Here is a 17,470-nt window from a genome sequence, read left to right as displayed (position 1 = left end):
GCGATGGTATCAATCAGTTCGATGAGGCTTTGAAAACCGCCAGCTGATCGGCAAATGCGCGTCGGTAGGCGGGACGCGCCTCGCCTCTCGCCACATAAGCTGCAAGGTTCGGATATTCATCGAGAATGCCAGAGCTTTTTATCCGTTGCAGCACCGATATCATCAACAGGTCGCCGGCGCTGAACGCGCCGTCGAGCCACTCGCCCTCACCCAGTCGCTGGGACAGTTCGCCAAGTCGCTTGCGAATACGTTCATCGACGATCTCCAGGCGTTCACGATGCCAGCTCTTGTCCCTTTCGACAAAACCGGCGACAAAATGCTCGACTATCGGCGGTTCCACGGTGCTGAGCGCCGCAAACATCCACATGATCGCGCGCGCCCGCGCGTTCGCTTCCCGCGGCAACAGGCCGGCGTGGCGCTCGGCTATGTGGAATATTATCGCACCGGATTCGAACAGGACGAGATCGCCCTCCTCATAGGTCGGGATCTGCCCGAAGGGCTGAAGTGCAAGATGCCCTTGCTCCCGCATCGCCTTGAAGGAAAGAAGGCGAACCTCATACGGTTGCCCCACTTCCTCCAGTGCCCAGCGGACACGCATGTCGCGGGCAAGACCCTTGCCGCCATCGGGCGAGCGTTCAAAGGCGGTAATGGTGATTGTCATTGCTGTTCTCCATCACTCCCCCATGCAAACTTGCCCCCCGCAATTCTGTTACCTGGCGTTGTGTCACAATAGGCGCCGGAATGAGCGAAAACAACGCATCGTGTTGTCGGCACACGCTAAAGGGCTGGCCATTTCACGCAAAAACTCTAAGCTCCTGCGCTGGAGACGGATTGCCGCACCATCAGTTTTCAGTTCAAATGATTAGGGAGAAAGCACCAGATGAGCCTGCGTATCAACGATATAGCGCCCGACTTCACCGCCGAGACCACCCATGGTCCGATAAGCTTTCACGACTGGATCGGCGACGGCTGGGCGGTCCTGTTTTCGCATCCGAAGAATTTTACGCCGGTCTGCACCACCGAACTCGGCGCTATGGGCGGCCTGCAGCCGGAATTCGAAAAGCGCGGTGTGAAGATCATCGGTATATCGGTCGATCCCGTCGAAAGCCATGAAAAATGGAAGAACGACATCCGCACCGCCACTGGCTTCAATGTCGATTATCCACTGATCGGCGATAAGGACCTGAAGGTCGCGAAGCTTTACGACATGCTGCCGGCCGGCGCAGGCGACAGCTCGGAAGGCCGCACGCCGGCCGATAACGCCACCGTACGCTCGGTCTTCGTCATCGGTCCTGACAAGAAGATCAAGCTGGTCCTCACCTACCCCATGACCACCGGCCGCAACTTCGAGGAAATCCTCCGCGCCATCGATTCCATCCAGCTGACCTCGAAACACCAGGTGGCGACGCCAGCCAACTGGAAGCAAGGCGAAGACGTCATCATTACCGCCGCCGTCTCCAATGAGGATGCAATTGCGCGTTTTGGTTCCTATGACACGGTTCTTCCCTATCTGCGCAAGACAAAGCAGCCGGGCTGATTTGAAGCCTGATGGGGCGGCGAAACATCATTGCCCCATCATCGCAATTTTCATGGCTTTATGATCCCGCCATGATAGTCGAGCCGGTACGCCTCGAAATGTCCGAGATAAATGCGCTCGACGCCGGTGAACGACTGGAATTCGCCTGCATTCGTGTCGACATAGACCAAATTCTCCACCGGGTGCGTGAAGCCGCCCAGAAACCGCCCTTCCCGATAGAGCGTGGAAAGCGAACGTTGAATGACCATGCCGGCCGTTGTGGCGTCGATCATATCGGGCCGTAGGATGCGGCCGTGATAGTTCATCGCCCACATGGCTGTCCCCCGGTGCCAGACGACCTCTTGACCGATGAAATCGGTTCCGCCGAAATAGCTGTCGATATAGTGCCAGTCTCCGTCGCGATAGCCGAGATCATGCGATCCCGTGCGAGTGGGCGTGGCGGATTTGTTGCCCCCGCCAACATATGTGGCGGACTTGGCCCTCACTATGAACTCTTCCAGCATGGAACCCTCTTGGGAAAGAACATAAAGGGAACATAATTCATTTCCGGATCCTTCGCAAGCGCCATGCCCTGCCCTTGCCTCGCCCGCAATTTACCAATCGCGGGCTTGGTAATCGCAGCATTTGCGCTTAGAAGCGTGGCAGAACGATCCAAAAGAGTGCCCATGCAGCAAAATCCGCAAATCTACGTCGATGCCGATGCCTGTCCAGTGAAGCCGGAAATCCTCAGGGTCGCGGAGCGGCATGGGCTGGAGGTAACCTTTGTTGCCAATTCGGGTCTGCGCCCGTCCCGCGACCCCATGGTCAGAAATGTCATTGTTTCCGCCGGTTTCGACGCGGCGGACGACTGGATTGCCGATCATGCCGGCGAGAACGATATCGTCGTTACCGCCGATGTGCCGCTGGCCGGACGCTGTGTTGCCAAAGGCGCACTGGTGACGGGTCCGACTGGCCGCGTTTTCGACCAGTCGAATATCGGCATGGCAACGGCGATGCGAGACCTTGGTGCACATCTGCGCGAAACCGGTGAAAGCAAGGGCTATAATGCCGCTTTTTCGCCACGCGATCGATCCGCTTTTCTGGAGACGCTTGACCGTTTCTGCCGCCGTGTCAAAAAGTGATGCCGCAAGCAGAAAGGCCCAACCCATGACCCCGGCCAGCTCCAACAGCAATACCTATCGCCGCCATCAACCTTTTTTCATCGCCGTTCTTGTCGGGGCTTCCGGCCTCGGTATTGCATTGGCTCTCGCGCCTTCCGTGGCAATAGAAATCGCGGCAGTTTCTTTCTTCCTGACCTATCTGATGCTGGTTGCCTTTCGTCTTTCCAAATTGACGGCGCAGCATCTGAAAGCCCATGCCGACAGCGACGATCTCCCCGCAATTGCCATCATCGCCGTGACGCTGCTGGCAGTGACCGTCGCCGTGGTGTCCCTTTTTCAGGCGCTAAACCATACCGGTGAAACCGTCTGGACGCTGGTTATCGCTTTCGCCTCGGTGATTTTCGGCTGGTTGACCATCCACACCATGACGGCCCTGCACTACGCGCATCTTTACTGGCGTCCGCACACGGTCGACGGCAAGCGCCAGCATCGCGGCGGCATGGACTTCCCCGCGACCAAAGAGCCGTGCGGTTACGACTTTCTCTATTTCGCCGTGGTGATCGGCATGACGGCGCAGACCTCGGACGTGGGTGTGACCACGACCGCCATGCGCAAGGTCACGTTGCTGCACTCCATCGTCTCTTTCTTCTTCAACACGGTTCTGGTAGCGGCAGCCGTCAATGCCGCAGTCTCGCTTGCCGGTTGAACCGGGATTTTTTCAAAGGAATGGCTTCATGAACATTATTTCGCAAAATACGGCCTTTGGTGGCATGCAGGGCGTATTTTCCCATGTATCCGAGACCCTGAAATGCGAGATGACCTTTGCGGTTTACGTACCGCCGAAGGCAATCTACGAGCCATGCCCCGTCCTGTGGTATCTCTCCGGCCTCACCTGCACCCACGCCAATGTCATGGAGAAGGGGGAGTATCGCCGCATGGCTTCCGAACTTGGTCTCATCATCGTGTGCCCCGACACCAGTCCGCGCGGCAATGACGTACCAGATGAACTGACCAACTGGCAGATGGGCAAAGGCGCGGGATTTTATCTCGACGCGACCGAGGAACCCTGGTCGGAGCACTACCGGATGTACAGCTACGTGACGGAGGAATTGCCTGCACTGGTAGGCCAGCATTTCCGCGCCGATATGAGCCGTCAGGGCATTTTCGGCCACTCCATGGGCGGCCACGGCGCGATGACCATCGCCCTGAAAAACCCCGAACGGTTCAAAAGCTGCTCCGCTTTCGCGCCGATCGTGGCTCCCTCCTCCGCTGACTGGTCGGAACCGGCGCTGGAAAAATATCTGGGACCGGACCGGGCGGCATGGCGTCAATACGACGCCTGCTCACTGGTGGAGGACGGTGCGCGTTTTCCCGAATTCCTGATCGATCAGGGCAAGGCCGATAGTTTCCTGGAAAAGGGCCTGCGGCCATGGCTGTTCGAAGAGGCGATCAAAGACACGGATATCGGCCTGACGCTGCGCCTGCACGACCGCTACGATCACTCCTATTATTTCATCTCCACCTTCATGGACGATCATCTGAAGTGGCATGCCGAACGGCTCGGATAAGCCGCAAACACAAAGCGGGCGGCGCCTGCGAACGCCGCCCCTTTAGGCCGACCGCATCTCACGGGATGCGGGCGATCACCTTGATCTCGAAATCGAAGCCCGCAAGCCAGTTGACGCCGACGGCGGTCCAGTTCGGATAAGGCTGTTTGCTGAAAATCTCCTGCTTAACGGCCATGATCGTCCCGAACTGGTTCTGCGGGTCGGTATGGAACGTCGTCACGTCGACAATATCGTCGAACGTGCATCCCGCGGCCTTGAGCGTGGCCGCGAGATTTTCGAAAGCAAGCCGAACCTGACGCTCAAAGTCGGGTTCGGGCGTTCCGTCGGCACGGCTGCCGACCTGACCGGAAACGAAAAGAAGGTCACCCGACCGAATTGCCGCGGAGTAACCGTGCTGTTCGTAAAGCGCGTGCCGGTCTGCGGGAAAAATTGCCTCGCGTTTGCTCATCTTGCATCTCTCTTTTTGGCTGAGTGGCGTCGGAAGAAAAACTCCGGACGCCCAATTCACATACGTTGCGTATGTGAGATAGTAACCTACACGACGTATGTCAATTGAGATACGTGACGTATGTGAATATCGAGACGCACTTTGTCAAAGCAGAAGATGGTTTCCGGCGCTGGCGCGCGGATGACTGCCGCAGTCCCGCTCACGCCTTTGGTCCAATCTATGGAAACAGCGCCGTCGCCAGCGTGGTCGGACCCGGCCGGTTCAATCTGAATTCGCGGATCACCCGCTCGGCAACGCCATAAGCAAGCTCCTGTTCTAAAGCCTCGTCATCGAAGCTGACGACGGTGGCGGTGAATTTGGCTTCGGCGATCACCTCGCCCGTGGCCACGGCGGCGGCCCGCACGATGACCTTGGCGGAGGCCTTTTCACCGAAAAGGAAGGGACCGCGTGTGACGGATGCAAGGCGGATGGTCAGCACCACGCGCGGTCGGGTCTCTCCCCGTGCTGTGGTCTTGATCGCATTCTGAACCTGCGCATGAATGGACTGCATCAGCGCCGGCGCCACATCCGGTCGTGCTGCAACAAACGCGCCGCGCACGTCGTAAAGCAGCCGATCGGCACTGGTCGCTTCCGGTTCAAGCCTGAAAGACATGAGCATGAAACACGCCAGCACAATGATGCCAAGGCGTTTCAGCATGGTTGTCATGATCTGTGGCTCCCCTTACGTGAGGTAGCCTGATGATCGTCGATCAGGGTTAGAAAAGCGTTAAGATGCGCTCGTCAGAGACTCCAGAACATTGACCGCGGCACGCATGTCGATGAGACGGACGGCCCGGCGCTCCAGCGCCTCCTCATCCTCACCCCATTGTTCCGCAGTCCAGTCTTCATCCAGATGGGCAAGCGCCCAGGCTTCCTCAAGCGTCAGCTCTCCTTCCGCCAGCGCCAGCGCCAGAATGGCAGACCCTGTCAGCGACGTCATGGTATGGAGTGCCGCGAGCGCGATCGGTGTATCGTATTTTTTTAGCGTCACTGCAAAGGCGGCGATAGCCTCCCGCGGCTGGTCGCGATGCATGACTCCCTCCACCAGAATGAAGCGCGCGCCAAGTACATTGGCCGCCCAGTCGAGCACGGGATCCCAATGGTCCGTCTGGCGCGCGACTAACGCTTCCGGTTCACCAGCGCGGTAGCAGAGGAGATCGGAGGAGGAAAACCGCAATATATCCTCGAAAACCGCCTGGGTATCATTGGCGACGCCGTCGATGGCCGTGTTCACGTGGCGCGACACCGGCATGACAACCGGATTGACGACCTCGGTCTGGGCGTCCCATTCATCGCGAAGCAATTCCGCGAGCGACCTCGACGGCACGACCAACGGCTTCTTGGCGGGGGTGCGCAACGGCTTACCGTCGAGAAGGATGGTGAAGCCTTCCTCCGCCGCCTCGCCGACCGTCACATCTTTGTAGAACCGCTTGGGCAGCGGTTTCTGCATCTGGATCTGCGCGCGCAAGATCGGATCGGGGTGGCTCAGGCCTTCCGAAAGGTCGTTCAGGAGATCACGCATGGCACATCCTCATCGGTCGGTAGAAAGGATAATTAGGGATTATCGGTCGGAACATAGACCGGGATTTCACGCGGGTGGCTGACGACCGCATCGGCGCCCGCCGTCCAGAGTTCGTCGATGGACGCATAACCCCAGGCGACGCCGATCGCTTTTGCGCCCGCAGCTTTTGCCATCTGCATATCATAGACCGCGTCGCCGATAACGACAGTATCGGTCGGAACCATGCCAGTTTCATGGCAGCATTCCATCACCATGGCCGGATGCGGCTTGGAAGGGCAATCATCCGCCGTGCGCGAGACAATGAAGTGCCTGGCAAATCCATGGGTTTCGAGAATGTGGGTCAGCCCGCGCCTCCCCTTGCCCGTCACCGCACCGATCAGCACGTCATCCCGCCTTGAAAGGGTGTCGATCAGCGGGGCGATGCCCTCGAAAAGCGGCTCGATCATGCCCGGACGTGCACGGATTGGATGGTAGATTTCCTTATAACGCTGGGTCATCGCCTGAACCTCGTCATCCACATGCGCCTTGCCGAGCATGCGGGCGATGGCGATATCCAGCGTCAGACCGATGATCGCCTTGGTTTCGGAGATATCGGGGCGCGGCTTGCCAAAATCGGCGAACGTATCGGCCATGACGGCATGGATGAGGCCCGCGCTGTCCACCAGCGTTCCGTCGCAATCGAAAAGAACCAGTTTCATCTGCCGTCAGTCTTCCCTATCGCCATCGGCCACGTCGAGACCGAGCAGGTTCCAGGTCTGTACCATATGCGGCGGCAAGGGTGCGCTGACCCGAAGCCGGCCGCCATTCGGATGCGGAATGTCGATATGGCGCGCATGCAGATGCAGGCGCTTCTGGATGCCGCCCGGAAAATCCCAGTTTGGATCGTCGATGTAATATTTGGGATCGCCGATGATCGGGTGCCCCATATGCAGCGCGTGCACGCGAAGCTGATGGGTGCGGCCGGTATAGGGCTCCATTTCCAGCCAGGCGAGGTTCTGCGCGGCGGTATCGATGACGCGGTAATAGGACACGGCGTGATCGGCGCCCTCCTCGCCATGCTTGGCGATGCGCATGCGGTCTCCGTCGATCGTCTGTTCCTTGACCAGCCAGGTGGAAATCTTGTCCTGGTGCTTGCGCGGCACGCCTTTGACGAGCGCCCAATAGGTTTTCTTGGTGTCGCGTTCGCGGAAGGCGGCGGTCAGTTTTTGCGCGGCACCTCTGGTACGGGCAACCACCAGCACACCCGACGTATCACGATCCAGCCGGTGCACGAGACGCGGCTTTTCGCCCTTCTGGTTGGTCCAGGCTTCCAGCAAGCCGTCAATGTGCCGGGTAACCCCCGAGCCGCCCTGAACGGCGATGCCAGCAGGCTTATTGAAAACGAACACCTTGTCGTCTTCATGCAGCAGCATTCGTGCCAGCAGCTCGCCATCGGCGGAATGTTTGAGGTCCTTCGAGCCGATCGGACCGCTCTTGGTCTTCATATCGGAATCGACCGGCGGCACGCGCACCATCTGTCCCGGCTGCACCCGCGCGTCCGTCTTCACCCGGCCACCATCCACACGCACCTGGCCGGATCGCAGCAGCTTCTGCAACTGCCCGAACCCAAGCCCCGGATAGTGAATCTTGAACCAGCGATCGAGGCGCATACCGGCCTCGTCGGCCTCGACCTTGATATGCTCGATACCTGCCATAAATTTTCCAGTCTCTCTGTCCTGATCGCGCAGCCGTTTCTTCGGCGCGCCGTTTGGATCAAGCCTTTAGAACAAGTTGCGGCCCAAGGCCAGCCCGGCGAAAACCGCAGCGATGGAAACCGAAAGGCTCGCAAGAACGTAAACGGCAGAAAGGCCGAGCGCGCCGCGTTCAAAAAGCGAGACAGCATCGAGCGAAAAAGATGAAAACGTCGTGAAACCGCCGAGCACGCCGGTCACGAGAAAAAGCCGCATTTCCATCGAGGCATTCAGCCGTCGCGCCACGAGCTCCACCAGGAGACCGATCAGGAAAGAACCCACCACGTTGACCGTAAGCGTTCCCCAGGGGAAATTCACCCCCGCCAGCCGGACGCTCCAGACGCCGACCAGATAACGGAAGACGGAACCGATTGCGCCGCCCGCTGCGACGAGGACTATATTGATCATGCATTTATCTCCGGAGGGAACGGCCGGACCTCACGGTCCGCTTAGATTTTTAGACCACGTAAACCGCCTGCGGAACCCTTGGCCGGGCACTGCCAGCTGTTAAAATACGATTAAATTGCGCCTCCGCGATTTAGCCTTCCAACAACACGCAGATGCTAACCTGCGGTTTTTGAAGGTCGGCAACGATGGCCGGAGGTTGGATGACACAGGTTCTTTCCGTTTCTGCGAACACGGCAGCCTATGCGCTGGAGGCTGTAAAACCGTCACAGCGCGTGCCGCGCCGGAGCGAGGTCGAAGAGGCCATTCACGAACTCGCGCGCAAGGCCGAGAACAGCGACGACTTCCAGCTTCGCGGCATGATGACTGTGATCAAGCCACCAGCCCTCACCCTCTATTTCCTGACCGTCGCCAGCCAGCATCAGGAACCGCAGGCGACGCTTGAGCAGGCCGTGGAGGCATACGAGGAAAACAACCTCCCCAAAAAATCAGATGATATTCTTTTGAATCAGGATGATAGACAGACATCCTGATGTCGCTTGTTAGATGTTAATCCTGTCGTTGCGGGAGTGGCATTCAGCTTGGTGTCAGGTTGAGTTTCTAGATATCTACACCCGGCTTCCGGAAATCACCAAAAGCGAGCGTCATCCGTTTTCCGCCACGGCGCCGAAACAATAGACCGGACAAATGAGAAATCTTGCGGCTACCGGACCTGTCACGCGTTCCTGTAGCCGCTTTTCATTGGTCAATTATGTTGATGGTCGCCGCCGCCCTTGGCAGCTCCCGCAGACAGTATGACGTCGACCTTCCCGGCTTTTTCGAAGATCAGCGTTACCGGCACTTTGTCTCCTTCGGCAAAGGGCTTCTTCACGTCGAAGAACATCATGTGCAGGCCGCCGGGTTTCAATTCCACGGTCTGACCGGCGGGAATGACGATGCCCTCGTCCAGCTTGCGCATCTTCATCACGTCATTGACCATGGCCATTTCATGGATTTCAGCGCGTCCGGCGGCAGACGATTCGACTCCGATCAGCTTGTCGTCGCTATCGCCGCCATTCTTGATCGTCACATAACCGCCACCGACGGGCTGGCCCGGCAACATGGCCTTCGTCGCGCCGCCAGACACTTCGAGATTGCCAGCCTTCACGTCATCCATATCCATGCTCATGCCTGCGTGATCGTGTCCGCCCGCATGGGCATTGGCGGTGACCTTGATGGTCGGCGCGGGATTTTTCAGCGAGTGGGGATCGACACCGGCTGCAGCCACTTCATCCCAGGAAACCTTGCCCTTGTCGCCGCAAAGCTGTGTCACCTTGAAGGGTAGTTCCTGCCCCACCTCGACGCTCGAAACCTTCCCCTGCACGGCAAAGGTATCGTAGAATTCGTCCGGCAGATTGCCGCCCTTCCAGCGAATTTCGACGGGCCCGCTTTTGATCTCCTTGCCGTGATTTTTATAGGCCTTCCGGTAATCGCCCTTAATGACCTCCAGCTCCCAGCCGGCCTTCGGCTGCGGCTTGGCGGAAATGAAGCCCTCCGGCAGCTTGATCTGCACTTCCGTCGTGGCAAGCCCGCCTTCGCAACCGTGCGGCACCTGAAGAGCGGCGACGACAGTGCTTTCCTGTTCGGCCGAGCCGTCAACGAAGGTGGCGTGGGCAAAAGCCTGCGCGGTGGAAACCGCGGCGATAAAAAGGGTCGATGTGATGATCTTGGTGGTTTTCATTTGTCTGTCCCTGCGACTGCCAGCCCTTCGGGTTCAAGCAGCCGTTTCTTGCCACCGGTTCGGCGGCGATGATCCTGTAAGATGAAAAATCAGGCGGACAAGGCTGGCGGGCCGCGTGCGACCGGTTTGCGGATCGTCGGGACCGGGTGGAAACGCCAATCGGTGGACGGGCGGTTCTCAAGCCAGGCAAATTCGGTCTTCAGCCAGCTTTCCTTGTCGGGGACCGGCAGAAGAATGGACGAGGCCAGCAGGCAGGCCTCGCAAAACAGGATCGCGTCGCCCGAATGGGCAGGCCCCTCCTTGGCATGCGAGGCATTCACCCCGCCGCCATGGCCGAGGCAGATCTCCGCAAAGGTGCCATCAGGCAGCCGGTAGCTCTCATCGAGCGCGACTGCGGCGGCTGCGGCAAGCGCCGGCCTGTGGGCAAAACCGAGCGACAGCATCAGGATTGCACAGAAAATGCGAAGCATTTTCTCGATCCCTGTCAGCCGTCTTTTTCGATGTGCGCCCATGATCTCATGCGATATCGCGCTTCCCTTCGATTTCAAAGGGGAATTTTGCCGCAGGCTTGACGTGTATGAGGAACAATCGCCGCAAGGCGGCATTTTCCTGCAACACGGATCGTTTAAGGGAGACATGACATGCCTGCCAAATCGAAAGCCCAGCAGAAAGCCGCGGGTGCAGCACTCGCCGCCAAAAGGGGCGAAACGAAGAAATCCAGTTTAAAAGGTGCTTCAAAAAGCATGGAGAAGTCCATGACGGAAAAGGAACTTGAGGATTTTGCCTCAACGAAACGCAAGGGTCTGCCGGCAAAAAAATCGGAATGACGGCGTCTTTCCACCGCCATTCCCATTCGTTGGAATGATGACGGAATGCCATATCAAAACGTCGTTGCGAAAGAGATGAGGGATGATGGCGCAGATGGAGCAAGAATCTGTTCAGATGCGTCATTTGGTCCTTGCCAATAGCGGGTCTTCGAAGATAATGAGCGTCGCATCATCGTTGGGAGAAACCGCTTCAATGCGGTGCCGAAGGAGCAACCGCCCCGGAAACTCTCAGGCAAAAGGACCAGCGATGACGACGGAACTCTGGAGAGAAGCCACCTTTCATAAGGACGGCTCGCCGAAGGGATAACAATCTCAGGCGACAAGGACAGAGGGGGCTCTTGAACCGGCGCATCTGCGCCACGACCTGAGCCCGCGCGATTGCTCGCGCAACCCTGGAGGCGTCCTTGGACGATACCGCCGCGCTGAAAACCACGCCGCTTCATTCCCTGCATCTATCGCTTGGCGCCCGCATGGTGCCATTCGCCGGTTACGACATGCCCGTGCAATATCCGGCCGGCGTTTTGAAGGAGCATCTTCAAACCCGCACCTCAGCCGGTCTCTTTGACGTCTCCCATATGGGTCAGGTGATTGTGAAGGCAAAGTCCGGCAACAACGCCGATGCCGCACAGGCACTGGAAAAGCTGGTGCCGGTGGATATTCTCGGCCTCAAGGAAGGCCGCCAGCGCTACGGTTTCTTCACCGACGACAAGGGCTGCATTCTTGATGATCTGATGATCACCAATCGCGGCGATCACCTTTTCGTCGTCGTCAACGCGGCCTGCAAGGATGCCGACGTCGCCCATATGAAGGCGCATCTTTCAGACAGCTGCGAAATCACCCTTCTCGAGGACCGCGCCTTGATCGCGCTGCAGGGCCCGCGCGCCGAGGAGGTACTGGCCGAACTCTGGACGGGCGTTTCCGAGATGAAATTCATGGACGTGCAGGAGGTGCCGCTGCACGATGTTGCCTGCATCGTCTCCCGCTCCGGTTACTCCGGTGAAGACGGCTTTGAAATTTCCGTGCCGGCAGACAAGGCAGAAGAGATCGCCAGGGCCTTGCTCGAACATCCCGATTGCGAAGCCATCGGACTTGGCGCGCGTGACAGCCTGCGGCTGGAAGCAGGCCTTTGCCTTTACGGTAATGACATCGACACCACGACCTCCCCCATCGAAGCATCGCTGGAATGGGCGATCCAGAAGGCGCGCCGCGCCGGCGGTGATCGCGAAGGCGGTTTCCCGGGCGCGGAACGCATTCTTGGTGAACTGAAGGACGGCACATCGCGCCGCCGCGTCGGCCTGAAGCCCGAGGGCAAGGCACCGGTGCGTGGCCATTCGAAGCTTTTCGCGGATGCTGAAGGCAAGACGGAAATCGGCGAAGTGACCTCGGGCGGTTTCGGTCCTTCGGTCGAAGGCCCCGTCGCCATGGGTTACGTGCCTGTTTCTTACGCCGCTCCCGGCACGGCGATCTTCGCGGAAGTGCGCGGCAAATATCTGCCCGTCACCGTCGCCGCCCTGCCCTTCATAAAGCCCACCTACAAACGATAATTTCATCCCATCTCCGGAGAGAACACGATGCTGAAATTTACTGCAGAACACGAATGGCTGAAGTTCGAAGGCGATGTCGCCACCGTTGGCATTACCAGCCACGCCGCTGAACAGCTCGGCGATCTCGTTTTCGTCGAATTGCCGGAAGTGGGTGCCACCTTCTCCAAGGATGGAGAAGCAGCAACCGTTGAATCCGTCAAGGCGGCTTCCGATGTCTATTGTCCGCTGGATGGCGAAGTGGTCGAGATCAACCAGGCCATCGTCGACGACCCCTCGCTGGTCAATTCCGATCCTCAAGGCGCCGGCTGGTTCTTCAAGCTCAAGCTTTCCAACGTTGCAGATGCCGATACGCTGCTCGACGAGGCAGCCTACAAGGAGCTGATCGCGTAATGACGACGCCCACCGAATTCCATTTCACCGACTATCAGCCCTATGATTTCGCCAACCGGCGTCACATCGGGCCGTCGCCGTCGGAAATGGCCGAGATGCTGAAGGTCGTCGGCTATAAGAGCCTCGACGCGCTCATCGACGCCACCGTTCCCTCCTCCATCCGTCAAAAAGTGCCTCTCACCTGGGGTGCGGCCTTGACCGAACGTGAGGCGCTGGATCGTCTTCGCGAGACGGCCAACAAGAACCAGGTCCTGACCTCGCTGATAGGTCAGGGCTATTACGGCACCATCACGCCGCCTGTTATCCAGCGCAACATTCTGGAAAACCCGGCCTGGTACACGGCCTATACGCCATACCAGCCGGAAATCAGCCAGGGCCGTCTTGAGGCGCTGCTGAACTACCAGACCATGGTCTGCGATCTGACCGGCCTTGACGTCGCCAACGCCTCGCTGCTCGATGAAGCGACTGCGGCCGCCGAAGCCATGGCCATGTGCCAGCGCGTCGCGAAATCCAAGGCGACCGCCTTCTTCGTGGATGCCAATTGCCATCCGCAGACCATCGCGCTGATCGAGACCCGTGCGGCCCCGCTCGGCTGGAAGGTGATTGTCGGCAACCCCTTCACCGATCTCGATCCGGTCGACGTGTTTGGCGCGATCTTCCAGTATCCCGGCACGCACGGACATGTCAGCGATTTCTCCGGCCTGATTTCCCGCCTGCATCAGACGGGCGCGATTGCCGCCGTCGCCGCCGATCTTCTGGCCCTGACGCTGCTGAAATCTCCCGGCGAAATGGGCGCTGACATCGCCATCGGCACCTCGCAGCGCTTTGGCGTTCCGGTCGGCTACGGCGGTCCGCATGCCGCTTACATGGCCGTCAAGGATGCGCATAAGCGCTCCATGCCGGGCCGTCTCGTCGGCGTCTCGGTCGATGCGCGCGGCAACCGCGCCTATCGCCTGTCGCTGCAGACCCGCGAGCAGCATATTCGCCGTGAGAAGGCCACCTCCAACATCTGCACCGCGCAGGTGCTGCTGGCAGTCATGGCTTCGATGTACGGCGTCTTCCATGGCCCGCAGGGCATCAAGGCGATCGCCCAGCAGACCCACCAGAAGGCCGTGCTGATGGCCAAGGGACTGGAAAAGCTCGGTTACACCATCGAGCCGGAAACCTTCTTCGACACGATCACCGTCGAAGTCGGCCATATGCAGGGCGTTATCCTGCGTTCGGCCGTCGCGGAAGGTGTGAACCTGCGCAAGGTCGGCGCCACCAAGATCGGCATGAGCCTTGACGAGCGTACGCGCCCGGCAACGCTGGAAGCCGTCTGGCGCGCTTTCGGCGGCAATTTCTCGGTCTCGGATTTCACGCCGGACTATCGCCTGCCGAAGGAGCTGCTGCGTACCAGCCAGTACATGACGCATCCGATCTTCCACATGAACCGTGCCGAAAGCGAGATGACGCGCTACATCCGCCGTCTTTCGGACCGCGATCTGGCGCTCGACCGCTCGATGATCCCGCTCGGTTCCTGCACCATGAAACTCAATGCAACGGCAGAGATGCTGCCGATCACCTGGCCGGAATTTTCCGACATCCATCCCTTCGTACCGGCCAATCAGGCACTCGGTTACAAGGAGATGATCGACGATCTCTCCGAAAAGCTGTGCTCGGTCACAGGTTACGACGCCTTCTCCATGCAGCCGAATTCCGGTGCGCAAGGCGAGTATGCCGGGCTTTTGACCATCCGCAATTATCACCTCGCCAATGGCGGGACACACCGTGATGTCTGCCTCATTCCGACCTCGGCGCATGGTACCAATCCTGCCTCGGCGCAGATGGTGGGCATGAAGGTGGTGCCGGTGAAAGTGCGGGACAACGGTGATATCGATATTGATGATTTCCGTGCAAAAGCAGAGCAGTACGCCGAAAACCTCTCATGCTGCATGATCACCTATCCGTCCACTCACGGCGTGTTCGAGGAGACGGTTCGCGAGATCTGCGAGATCACCCATAAGCATGGCGGTCAGGTGTATCTTGATGGCGCGAACATGAACGCCATGGTGGGCCTTGCCCGTCCCGGCGATATCGGCTCCGACGTTTCGCACCTTAACCTGCACAAGACCTTCTGCATTCCGCACGGTGGCGGTGGTCCGGGCATGGGGCCGATCGGCGTCAAGGCGCATCTTGCTCCTTACCTGCCCGGCCATCCGGCGACCGACGGCCGCGAGGGTGCGGTGTCTGCCGCCCCGTTCGGTTCGCCGTCCATCCTGCCGATTTCCTGGAGCTACTGCCTGATGATGGGCGGCGAAGGGCTGACGCAGGCAACCAAGGTTGCGATCCTCAACGCCAACTACATCGCCGAGCGGCTGAAGGGTGCTTATGACGTGCTCTACAAATCCGAAACGGGACGCGTCGCACATGAATGCATTATCGACACCCGCCCGCTGGCAGACAGCTGCGGCGTGACTGTCGATGACGTGGCCAAGCGCCTGATCGACTGCGGTTTCCACGCGCCGACCATGAGCTGGCCGGTTGCCGGCACGCTGATGATCGAGCCGACGGAATCCGAGACCAAGGCGGAACTCGACCGGTTCTGTGATGCCATGCTGGCCATCCGCGAGGAAGCCCGCGACATCGAGGAAGGCCGCGCGGACAAGACGAACAATCCGCTCAAGAACGCGCCCCATACGGTCGAGGACCTCGTCGGCGATTGGGACCGTCCTTATAGCCGCGAAAAGGGCTGCTTCCCGCCCGGCGCATTCCGCATTGACAAATACTGGTCGCCGGTCAACCGCATCGACAATGTCTATGGCGACCGCAACCTCATCTGCACCTGCCCGCCGATGGAGGCCTATGCCGAGGCGGCCGAATAAGCTGTCCTTCGTTCGAGACATAAAGCCCGGAGCGATCCGGGCTTTTTCGTTTTCCGTCCCGTCGCAGGACGAACCCTCGGCTTTCGCGCGCCGGGACCTTGTTTTAAATCAGTCATTTATCTTTTTTTCCGGCTCGCCTGAAACTTTGCGAGACCGGCTTCCGTCTCTTGTGTCGCTACGGATAACCGATAGCGGCCGCTGGAAGAGCCACCTTTCGGGGCCTTGGATTTCACAAGGAGGAATAATGATGTACAAGCTTTCCGTTCGCGCCCTGACGCTGGCTGCAGCTCTTTCCATCGGCACGGTTTCGGCCTATGCCGCGAACCCCAAGGTGGGCGGCGCGGCGATGTTCGAGGACAAGAACATCGTTGAAAATGCGATGAACTCGAAAGACCACACGACCCTCGTCGCCGCGGTAAAGGCTGCCGGACTTGTGGAAACACTTCAGGGCAAAGGACCGTTTACGGTTTTTGCACCCACCAACGAGGCTTTCGCGGCCCTTCCGAAAGGCGCGGTCGACGACCTTCTGAAGCCAGAGAACAAGCAGAAGCTGGTCAAGGTTCTCACCTGCCACGTCGTTGCAGCCAATGCACTGTCATCCGCCATCGAAAAAATGATCAAGGATGACAAGGGCGAGCACGACGTAAAGACGGTCGGCGGCTGCGTACTCAAGGCAAAAGAAAGCATGGGAAAAATCACACTTACCGATGAGAATGGCACGGTCGCCCATGTCACCATCGCTGATGTTAAACAATCCAACGGCGTCATACATGTCATAGACAAGGTGCTGCTGCCGAAAATGTAAGGCAGCGCCGCAGCGCCAATGTGGGCTCGAACGACTAAGGCCCGAAGCAATTCGGGCCTTCCTCATTCAGGTGGGCGTAATCCCGGCAGTGAAAAAGAACGGGGTGTGATTGATCTTCATCGCTTCCATGCTAAATCGGATCACACAATCAAGCGATGGAGTGTGCATGCGCCTTATCTGCCTGAACGGTTGGGGCGGAAAGCTCCACGACGAACTCGTCCCTTACATCTCCCTGTCCGACCCGGATATCTTGTGCCTGCAGGAAGTGGTGCATACGCCCGCTGCCGAAGAGGATTGGTTGACCTATCGTGATCACGGCATCGAGCTTCCGCAGAGAGCGAATTTCCTCCGCGATGTCGCCGATGCCCTGCCGGATCATGTCGCGATATTCTGCCCCGCGGCGCAGGGTGATCTCTGGCACGGTACGACTAGATATTTTTCCCAATGGGGACTGGCCACATTCGTTCGCAAGTCCATCGCCATCGTTGCCCAGGCACAGGGCTTCGTCCATGGGACCTTTTCTGCGGACGGATATGGCGATCATCCACGGTCACGCACCGGCCATGCCATCAGGGTTTTCGACTTTGCCACCGGACAGCCGGCTGTCATTGCCCATATGCATGGGCTACGCGACCTCGACGGCAAACACGATACCGCCGCCCGCCTGGCGCAGGCAAAACGACTTGTGAACCTCGTCAAGAACATTGCGGAGGATGGCGACCGGGTCATCGTTTGCGGCGATTTTAATGTCCTGCCCGACAGCGAAACCTTTACCGTGTTGAATGAACTCAATCTTGTCGAGCTCGTCACGACCCGCGGTTTCACAGATACCAGAACCTCACATTACGCCAGGCAGAACAGATATGCGGACTACCTGCTGATCAATCCGGCTGTGAAAGTCGATCATTTCGACGTCGTTAGGCAGCCCGAAGTCTCGGATCATTGCCCGTTGCTGCTTGAATTCAGCTGAA

At 58.8% G+C, this 17,470-nt stretch carries 21 protein-coding genes and 1 riboswitch; of the genes, 11 read left to right on the top strand and 10 right to left on the bottom strand.

All coding sequences use genetic code 11. From position 1 onward, the window contains the following. Positions 1-13: 13 nt before the first annotated feature. Positions 14-661, bottom strand: coding sequence for a glutathione S-transferase family protein (locus tag DOU54_RS07135; RefSeq protein WP_113380612.1), 648 nt, complete (start codon positions 659-661; stop codon positions 14-16). Between the two features lie 219 nt (positions 662-880). Between DOU54_RS07135 and DOU54_RS07130 the strand changes: the two genes are divergently transcribed. Further along, entirely contained in the window at positions 881-1,537 is a 657-nt protein-coding gene (locus DOU54_RS07130) for a peroxiredoxin (protein ID WP_037092776.1), read from the top strand. 50 nt (positions 1,538-1,587) lie between these two features. Here the strand turns inward: DOU54_RS07130 and DOU54_RS07125 are convergent, their stop codons facing one another. Further along, positions 1,588-2,040: a DUF5680 domain-containing protein gene (locus tag DOU54_RS07125; RefSeq protein WP_113380611.1), complete on the bottom strand. Its 453-nt coding sequence runs from the start codon at positions 2,038-2,040 to the stop codon at positions 1,588-1,590. A gap of 162 nt (positions 2,041-2,202) precedes the next feature. Here DOU54_RS07125 and DOU54_RS07120 point away from each other — a divergent pair, with 162 nt between their 5' ends. Genes DOU54_RS07120 through fghA form a run of 3 tightly spaced genes read left to right on the top strand, consistent with a single transcriptional unit; the run spans position 2,203 to position 4,205 of the window. Continuing rightward, positions 2,203-2,658: a YaiI/YqxD family protein gene (locus DOU54_RS07120; protein WP_004441780.1), complete on the top strand. Its 456-nt coding sequence runs from the start codon at positions 2,203-2,205 to the stop codon at positions 2,656-2,658. A 25-nt stretch (positions 2,659-2,683) separates the two neighbouring features. Continuing rightward, positions 2,684-3,343, top strand: a complete 660-nt coding sequence (locus tag DOU54_RS07115) for a DUF1345 domain-containing protein (RefSeq protein WP_045534953.1) — start codon at positions 2,684-2,686, stop codon at positions 3,341-3,343. Between the two features lie 28 nt (positions 3,344-3,371). After that, a complete protein-coding gene (gene fghA / locus DOU54_RS07110) occupies positions 3,372-4,205 on the top strand; it encodes an S-formylglutathione hydrolase (RefSeq protein ID WP_113380610.1) in 834 nt (277 codons plus the stop codon). A gap of 58 nt (positions 4,206-4,263) precedes the next feature. Here fghA and DOU54_RS07105 read toward each other — a convergent pair whose 3' ends face one another. The 6 genes from DOU54_RS07105 to crcB form a co-directional block, all read right to left on the bottom strand. Further along, positions 4,264-4,653: a RidA family protein gene (locus DOU54_RS07105; protein ID WP_004441786.1), complete on the bottom strand. Its 390-nt coding sequence runs from the start codon at positions 4,651-4,653 to the stop codon at positions 4,264-4,266. A 217-nt stretch (positions 4,654-4,870) separates the two neighbouring features. Continuing rightward, positions 4,871-5,359, bottom strand: coding sequence for a hypothetical protein (locus tag DOU54_RS07100; protein ID WP_035208812.1), 489 nt, complete (start codon positions 5,357-5,359; stop codon positions 4,871-4,873). Positions 5,360-5,419: 60 nt separating this feature from the next. Beyond that, the gene (locus DOU54_RS07095) at positions 5,420-6,214 is read right to left on the bottom strand and encodes an ATP12 family chaperone protein (RefSeq protein WP_022556166.1); all 795 of its coding nucleotides are present in this window, start codon (positions 6,212-6,214) and stop codon (positions 5,420-5,422) included. A 32-nt stretch (positions 6,215-6,246) separates the two neighbouring features. Beyond that, a complete protein-coding gene (locus tag DOU54_RS07090; RefSeq protein WP_113380609.1) occupies positions 6,247-6,912 on the bottom strand; it encodes an HAD family hydrolase in 666 nt (221 codons plus the stop codon). A gap of 6 nt (positions 6,913-6,918) precedes the next feature. Continuing rightward, positions 6,919-7,908, bottom strand: coding sequence for an RluA family pseudouridine synthase (locus tag DOU54_RS07085; RefSeq protein WP_022556167.1), 990 nt, complete (start codon positions 7,906-7,908; stop codon positions 6,919-6,921). A 66-nt stretch (positions 7,909-7,974) separates the two neighbouring features. Beyond that, on the bottom strand, positions 7,975-8,352 hold the full coding sequence (gene crcB / locus DOU54_RS07080) for a fluoride efflux transporter CrcB (RefSeq protein ID WP_006697447.1): 378 nt from the start codon (positions 8,350-8,352) through the stop codon (positions 7,975-7,977). Between the two features lie 200 nt (positions 8,353-8,552). On the opposite strand from crcB, the gene DOU54_RS07075 reads away from it, so the two are divergent. After that, on the top strand, positions 8,553-8,882 hold the full coding sequence (locus DOU54_RS07075; protein ID WP_045534982.1) for a hypothetical protein: 330 nt from the start codon (positions 8,553-8,555) through the stop codon (positions 8,880-8,882). A 212-nt stretch (positions 8,883-9,094) separates the two neighbouring features. Here the strand turns inward: DOU54_RS07075 and DOU54_RS07070 are convergent, their stop codons facing one another. Beyond that, entirely contained in the window at positions 9,095-10,069 is a 975-nt protein-coding gene (locus DOU54_RS07070; RefSeq protein WP_113731006.1) for a copper chaperone PCu(A)C domain-containing protein, read from the bottom strand. Between the two features lie 89 nt (positions 10,070-10,158). Further along, positions 10,159-10,539 (bottom strand): hypothetical protein, encoded by a 381-nt coding sequence (locus tag DOU54_RS07065; RefSeq protein WP_037092838.1) that lies wholly within the window; start codon positions 10,537-10,539, stop codon positions 10,159-10,161. 171 nt (positions 10,540-10,710) lie between these two features. On the opposite strand from DOU54_RS07065, the gene DOU54_RS07060 reads away from it, so the two are divergent. The 6 genes from DOU54_RS07060 to DOU54_RS07035 all read left to right on the top strand — a co-directional run bounded on the left by DOU54_RS07060 (position 10,711) and on the right by DOU54_RS07035 (position 17,469). Beyond that, complete coding sequence (locus DOU54_RS07060) at positions 10,711-10,896, top strand: DUF3008 family protein (protein WP_006697443.1); 186 nt, start codon at positions 10,711-10,713, stop codon at positions 10,894-10,896. A 166-nt stretch (positions 10,897-11,062) separates the two neighbouring features. Next, a riboswitch (glycine riboswitch) is annotated at positions 11,063-11,150 on the top strand. 150 nt (positions 11,151-11,300) lie between these two features. Beyond that, complete coding sequence (gene gcvT, locus DOU54_RS07055) at positions 11,301-12,440, top strand: glycine cleavage system aminomethyltransferase GcvT (RefSeq protein ID WP_006697442.1); 1,140 nt, start codon at positions 11,301-11,303, stop codon at positions 12,438-12,440. Between the two features lie 27 nt (positions 12,441-12,467). Continuing rightward, positions 12,468-12,830, top strand: coding sequence for a glycine cleavage system protein GcvH (gene gcvH, locus DOU54_RS07050; protein WP_004441817.1), 363 nt, complete (start codon positions 12,468-12,470; stop codon positions 12,828-12,830). Next, positions 12,830-15,694, top strand: a complete 2,865-nt coding sequence (gene gcvP, locus DOU54_RS07045) for an aminomethyl-transferring glycine dehydrogenase (RefSeq protein WP_113380608.1) — start codon at positions 12,830-12,832, stop codon at positions 15,692-15,694. The genes gcvH and gcvP overlap by 1 nt, the downstream gene beginning before the upstream one ends. Positions 15,695-15,941: 247 nt before the next feature. Beyond that, entirely contained in the window at positions 15,942-16,499 is a 558-nt protein-coding gene (locus DOU54_RS07040) for a fasciclin domain-containing protein (protein WP_113380607.1), read from the top strand. 166 nt (positions 16,500-16,665) lie between these two features. Then, positions 16,666-17,469 (top strand): endonuclease/exonuclease/phosphatase family protein, encoded by an 804-nt coding sequence (locus DOU54_RS07035; protein ID WP_162749520.1) that lies wholly within the window; start codon positions 16,666-16,668, stop codon positions 17,467-17,469. The last annotated feature ends 1 nt before the right edge of the window (position 17,470 follow it).

Source organism: Agrobacterium sp. MS2, assembly GCF_003261015.1.
GTDB lineage: Bacteria > Pseudomonadota > Alphaproteobacteria > Rhizobiales > Rhizobiaceae > Agrobacterium > Agrobacterium pusense.
The sequence above is the reverse complement of the archived record's forward strand: the minus strand, read 5'-3'. Positions and strand labels throughout refer to the sequence as shown.

What these genes read in the sequence shown, in the direction of transcription:
- DOU54_RS07100 (WP_035208812.1), bottom strand. Translation starts at nt 5,359, where the DNA reads ATGACAACCATGCTGAAACGCCTTGGCATCATTGTGCTGGCGTGTTTC.
- DOU54_RS07065 (WP_037092838.1), bottom strand. Translation starts at nt 10,539, where the DNA reads ATGCTTCGCATTTTCTGTGCAATCCTGATGCTGTCGCTCGGTTTTGCC.
- DOU54_RS07085 (WP_022556167.1), bottom strand. Translation starts at nt 7,908, where the DNA reads ATGGCAGGTATCGAGCATATCAAGGTCGAGGCCGACGAGGCCGGTATG.
- DOU54_RS07115 (WP_045534953.1), top strand. Translation starts at nt 2,684, where the DNA reads ATGACCCCGGCCAGCTCCAACAGCAATACCTATCGCCGCCATCAACCT.
- DOU54_RS07095 (WP_022556166.1), bottom strand. Translation starts at nt 6,214, where the DNA reads ATGCGTGATCTCCTGAACGACCTTTCGGAAGGCCTGAGCCACCCCGAT.
- DOU54_RS07070 (WP_113731006.1), bottom strand. Translation starts at nt 10,069, where the DNA reads ATGAAAACCACCAAGATCATCACATCGACCCTTTTTATCGCCGCGGTT.
- DOU54_RS07060 (WP_006697443.1), top strand. Translation starts at nt 10,711, where the DNA reads ATGCCTGCCAAATCGAAAGCCCAGCAGAAAGCCGCGGGTGCAGCACTC.
- DOU54_RS07120 (WP_004441780.1), top strand. Translation starts at nt 2,203, where the DNA reads ATGCAGCAAAATCCGCAAATCTACGTCGATGCCGATGCCTGTCCAGTG.
- fghA (WP_113380610.1), top strand. Translation starts at nt 3,372, where the DNA reads ATGAACATTATTTCGCAAAATACGGCCTTTGGTGGCATGCAGGGCGTA.
- DOU54_RS07090 (WP_113380609.1), bottom strand. Translation starts at nt 6,912, where the DNA reads ATGAAACTGGTTCTTTTCGATTGCGACGGAACGCTGGTGGACAGCGCG.
- crcB (WP_006697447.1), bottom strand. Translation starts at nt 8,352, where the DNA reads ATGATCAATATAGTCCTCGTCGCAGCGGGCGGCGCAATCGGTTCCGTC.
- gcvP (WP_113380608.1), top strand. Translation starts at nt 12,830, where the DNA reads ATGACGACGCCCACCGAATTCCATTTCACCGACTATCAGCCCTATGAT.
- DOU54_RS07075 (WP_045534982.1), top strand. Translation starts at nt 8,553, where the DNA reads ATGACACAGGTTCTTTCCGTTTCTGCGAACACGGCAGCCTATGCGCTG.
- DOU54_RS07035 (WP_162749520.1), top strand. Translation starts at nt 16,666, where the DNA reads ATGCGCCTTATCTGCCTGAACGGTTGGGGCGGAAAGCTCCACGACGAA.
- gcvH (WP_004441817.1), top strand. Translation starts at nt 12,468, where the DNA reads ATGCTGAAATTTACTGCAGAACACGAATGGCTGAAGTTCGAAGGCGAT.
- DOU54_RS07105 (WP_004441786.1), bottom strand. Translation starts at nt 4,653, where the DNA reads ATGAGCAAACGCGAGGCAATTTTTCCCGCAGACCGGCACGCGCTTTAC.
- DOU54_RS07125 (WP_113380611.1), bottom strand. Translation starts at nt 2,040, where the DNA reads ATGCTGGAAGAGTTCATAGTGAGGGCCAAGTCCGCCACATATGTTGGC.
- DOU54_RS07135 (WP_113380612.1), bottom strand. Translation starts at nt 661, where the DNA reads ATGACAATCACCATTACCGCCTTTGAACGCTCGCCCGATGGCGGCAAG.
- DOU54_RS07040 (WP_113380607.1), top strand. Translation starts at nt 15,942, where the DNA reads ATGTACAAGCTTTCCGTTCGCGCCCTGACGCTGGCTGCAGCTCTTTCC.
- DOU54_RS07130 (WP_037092776.1), top strand. Translation starts at nt 881, where the DNA reads ATGAGCCTGCGTATCAACGATATAGCGCCCGACTTCACCGCCGAGACC.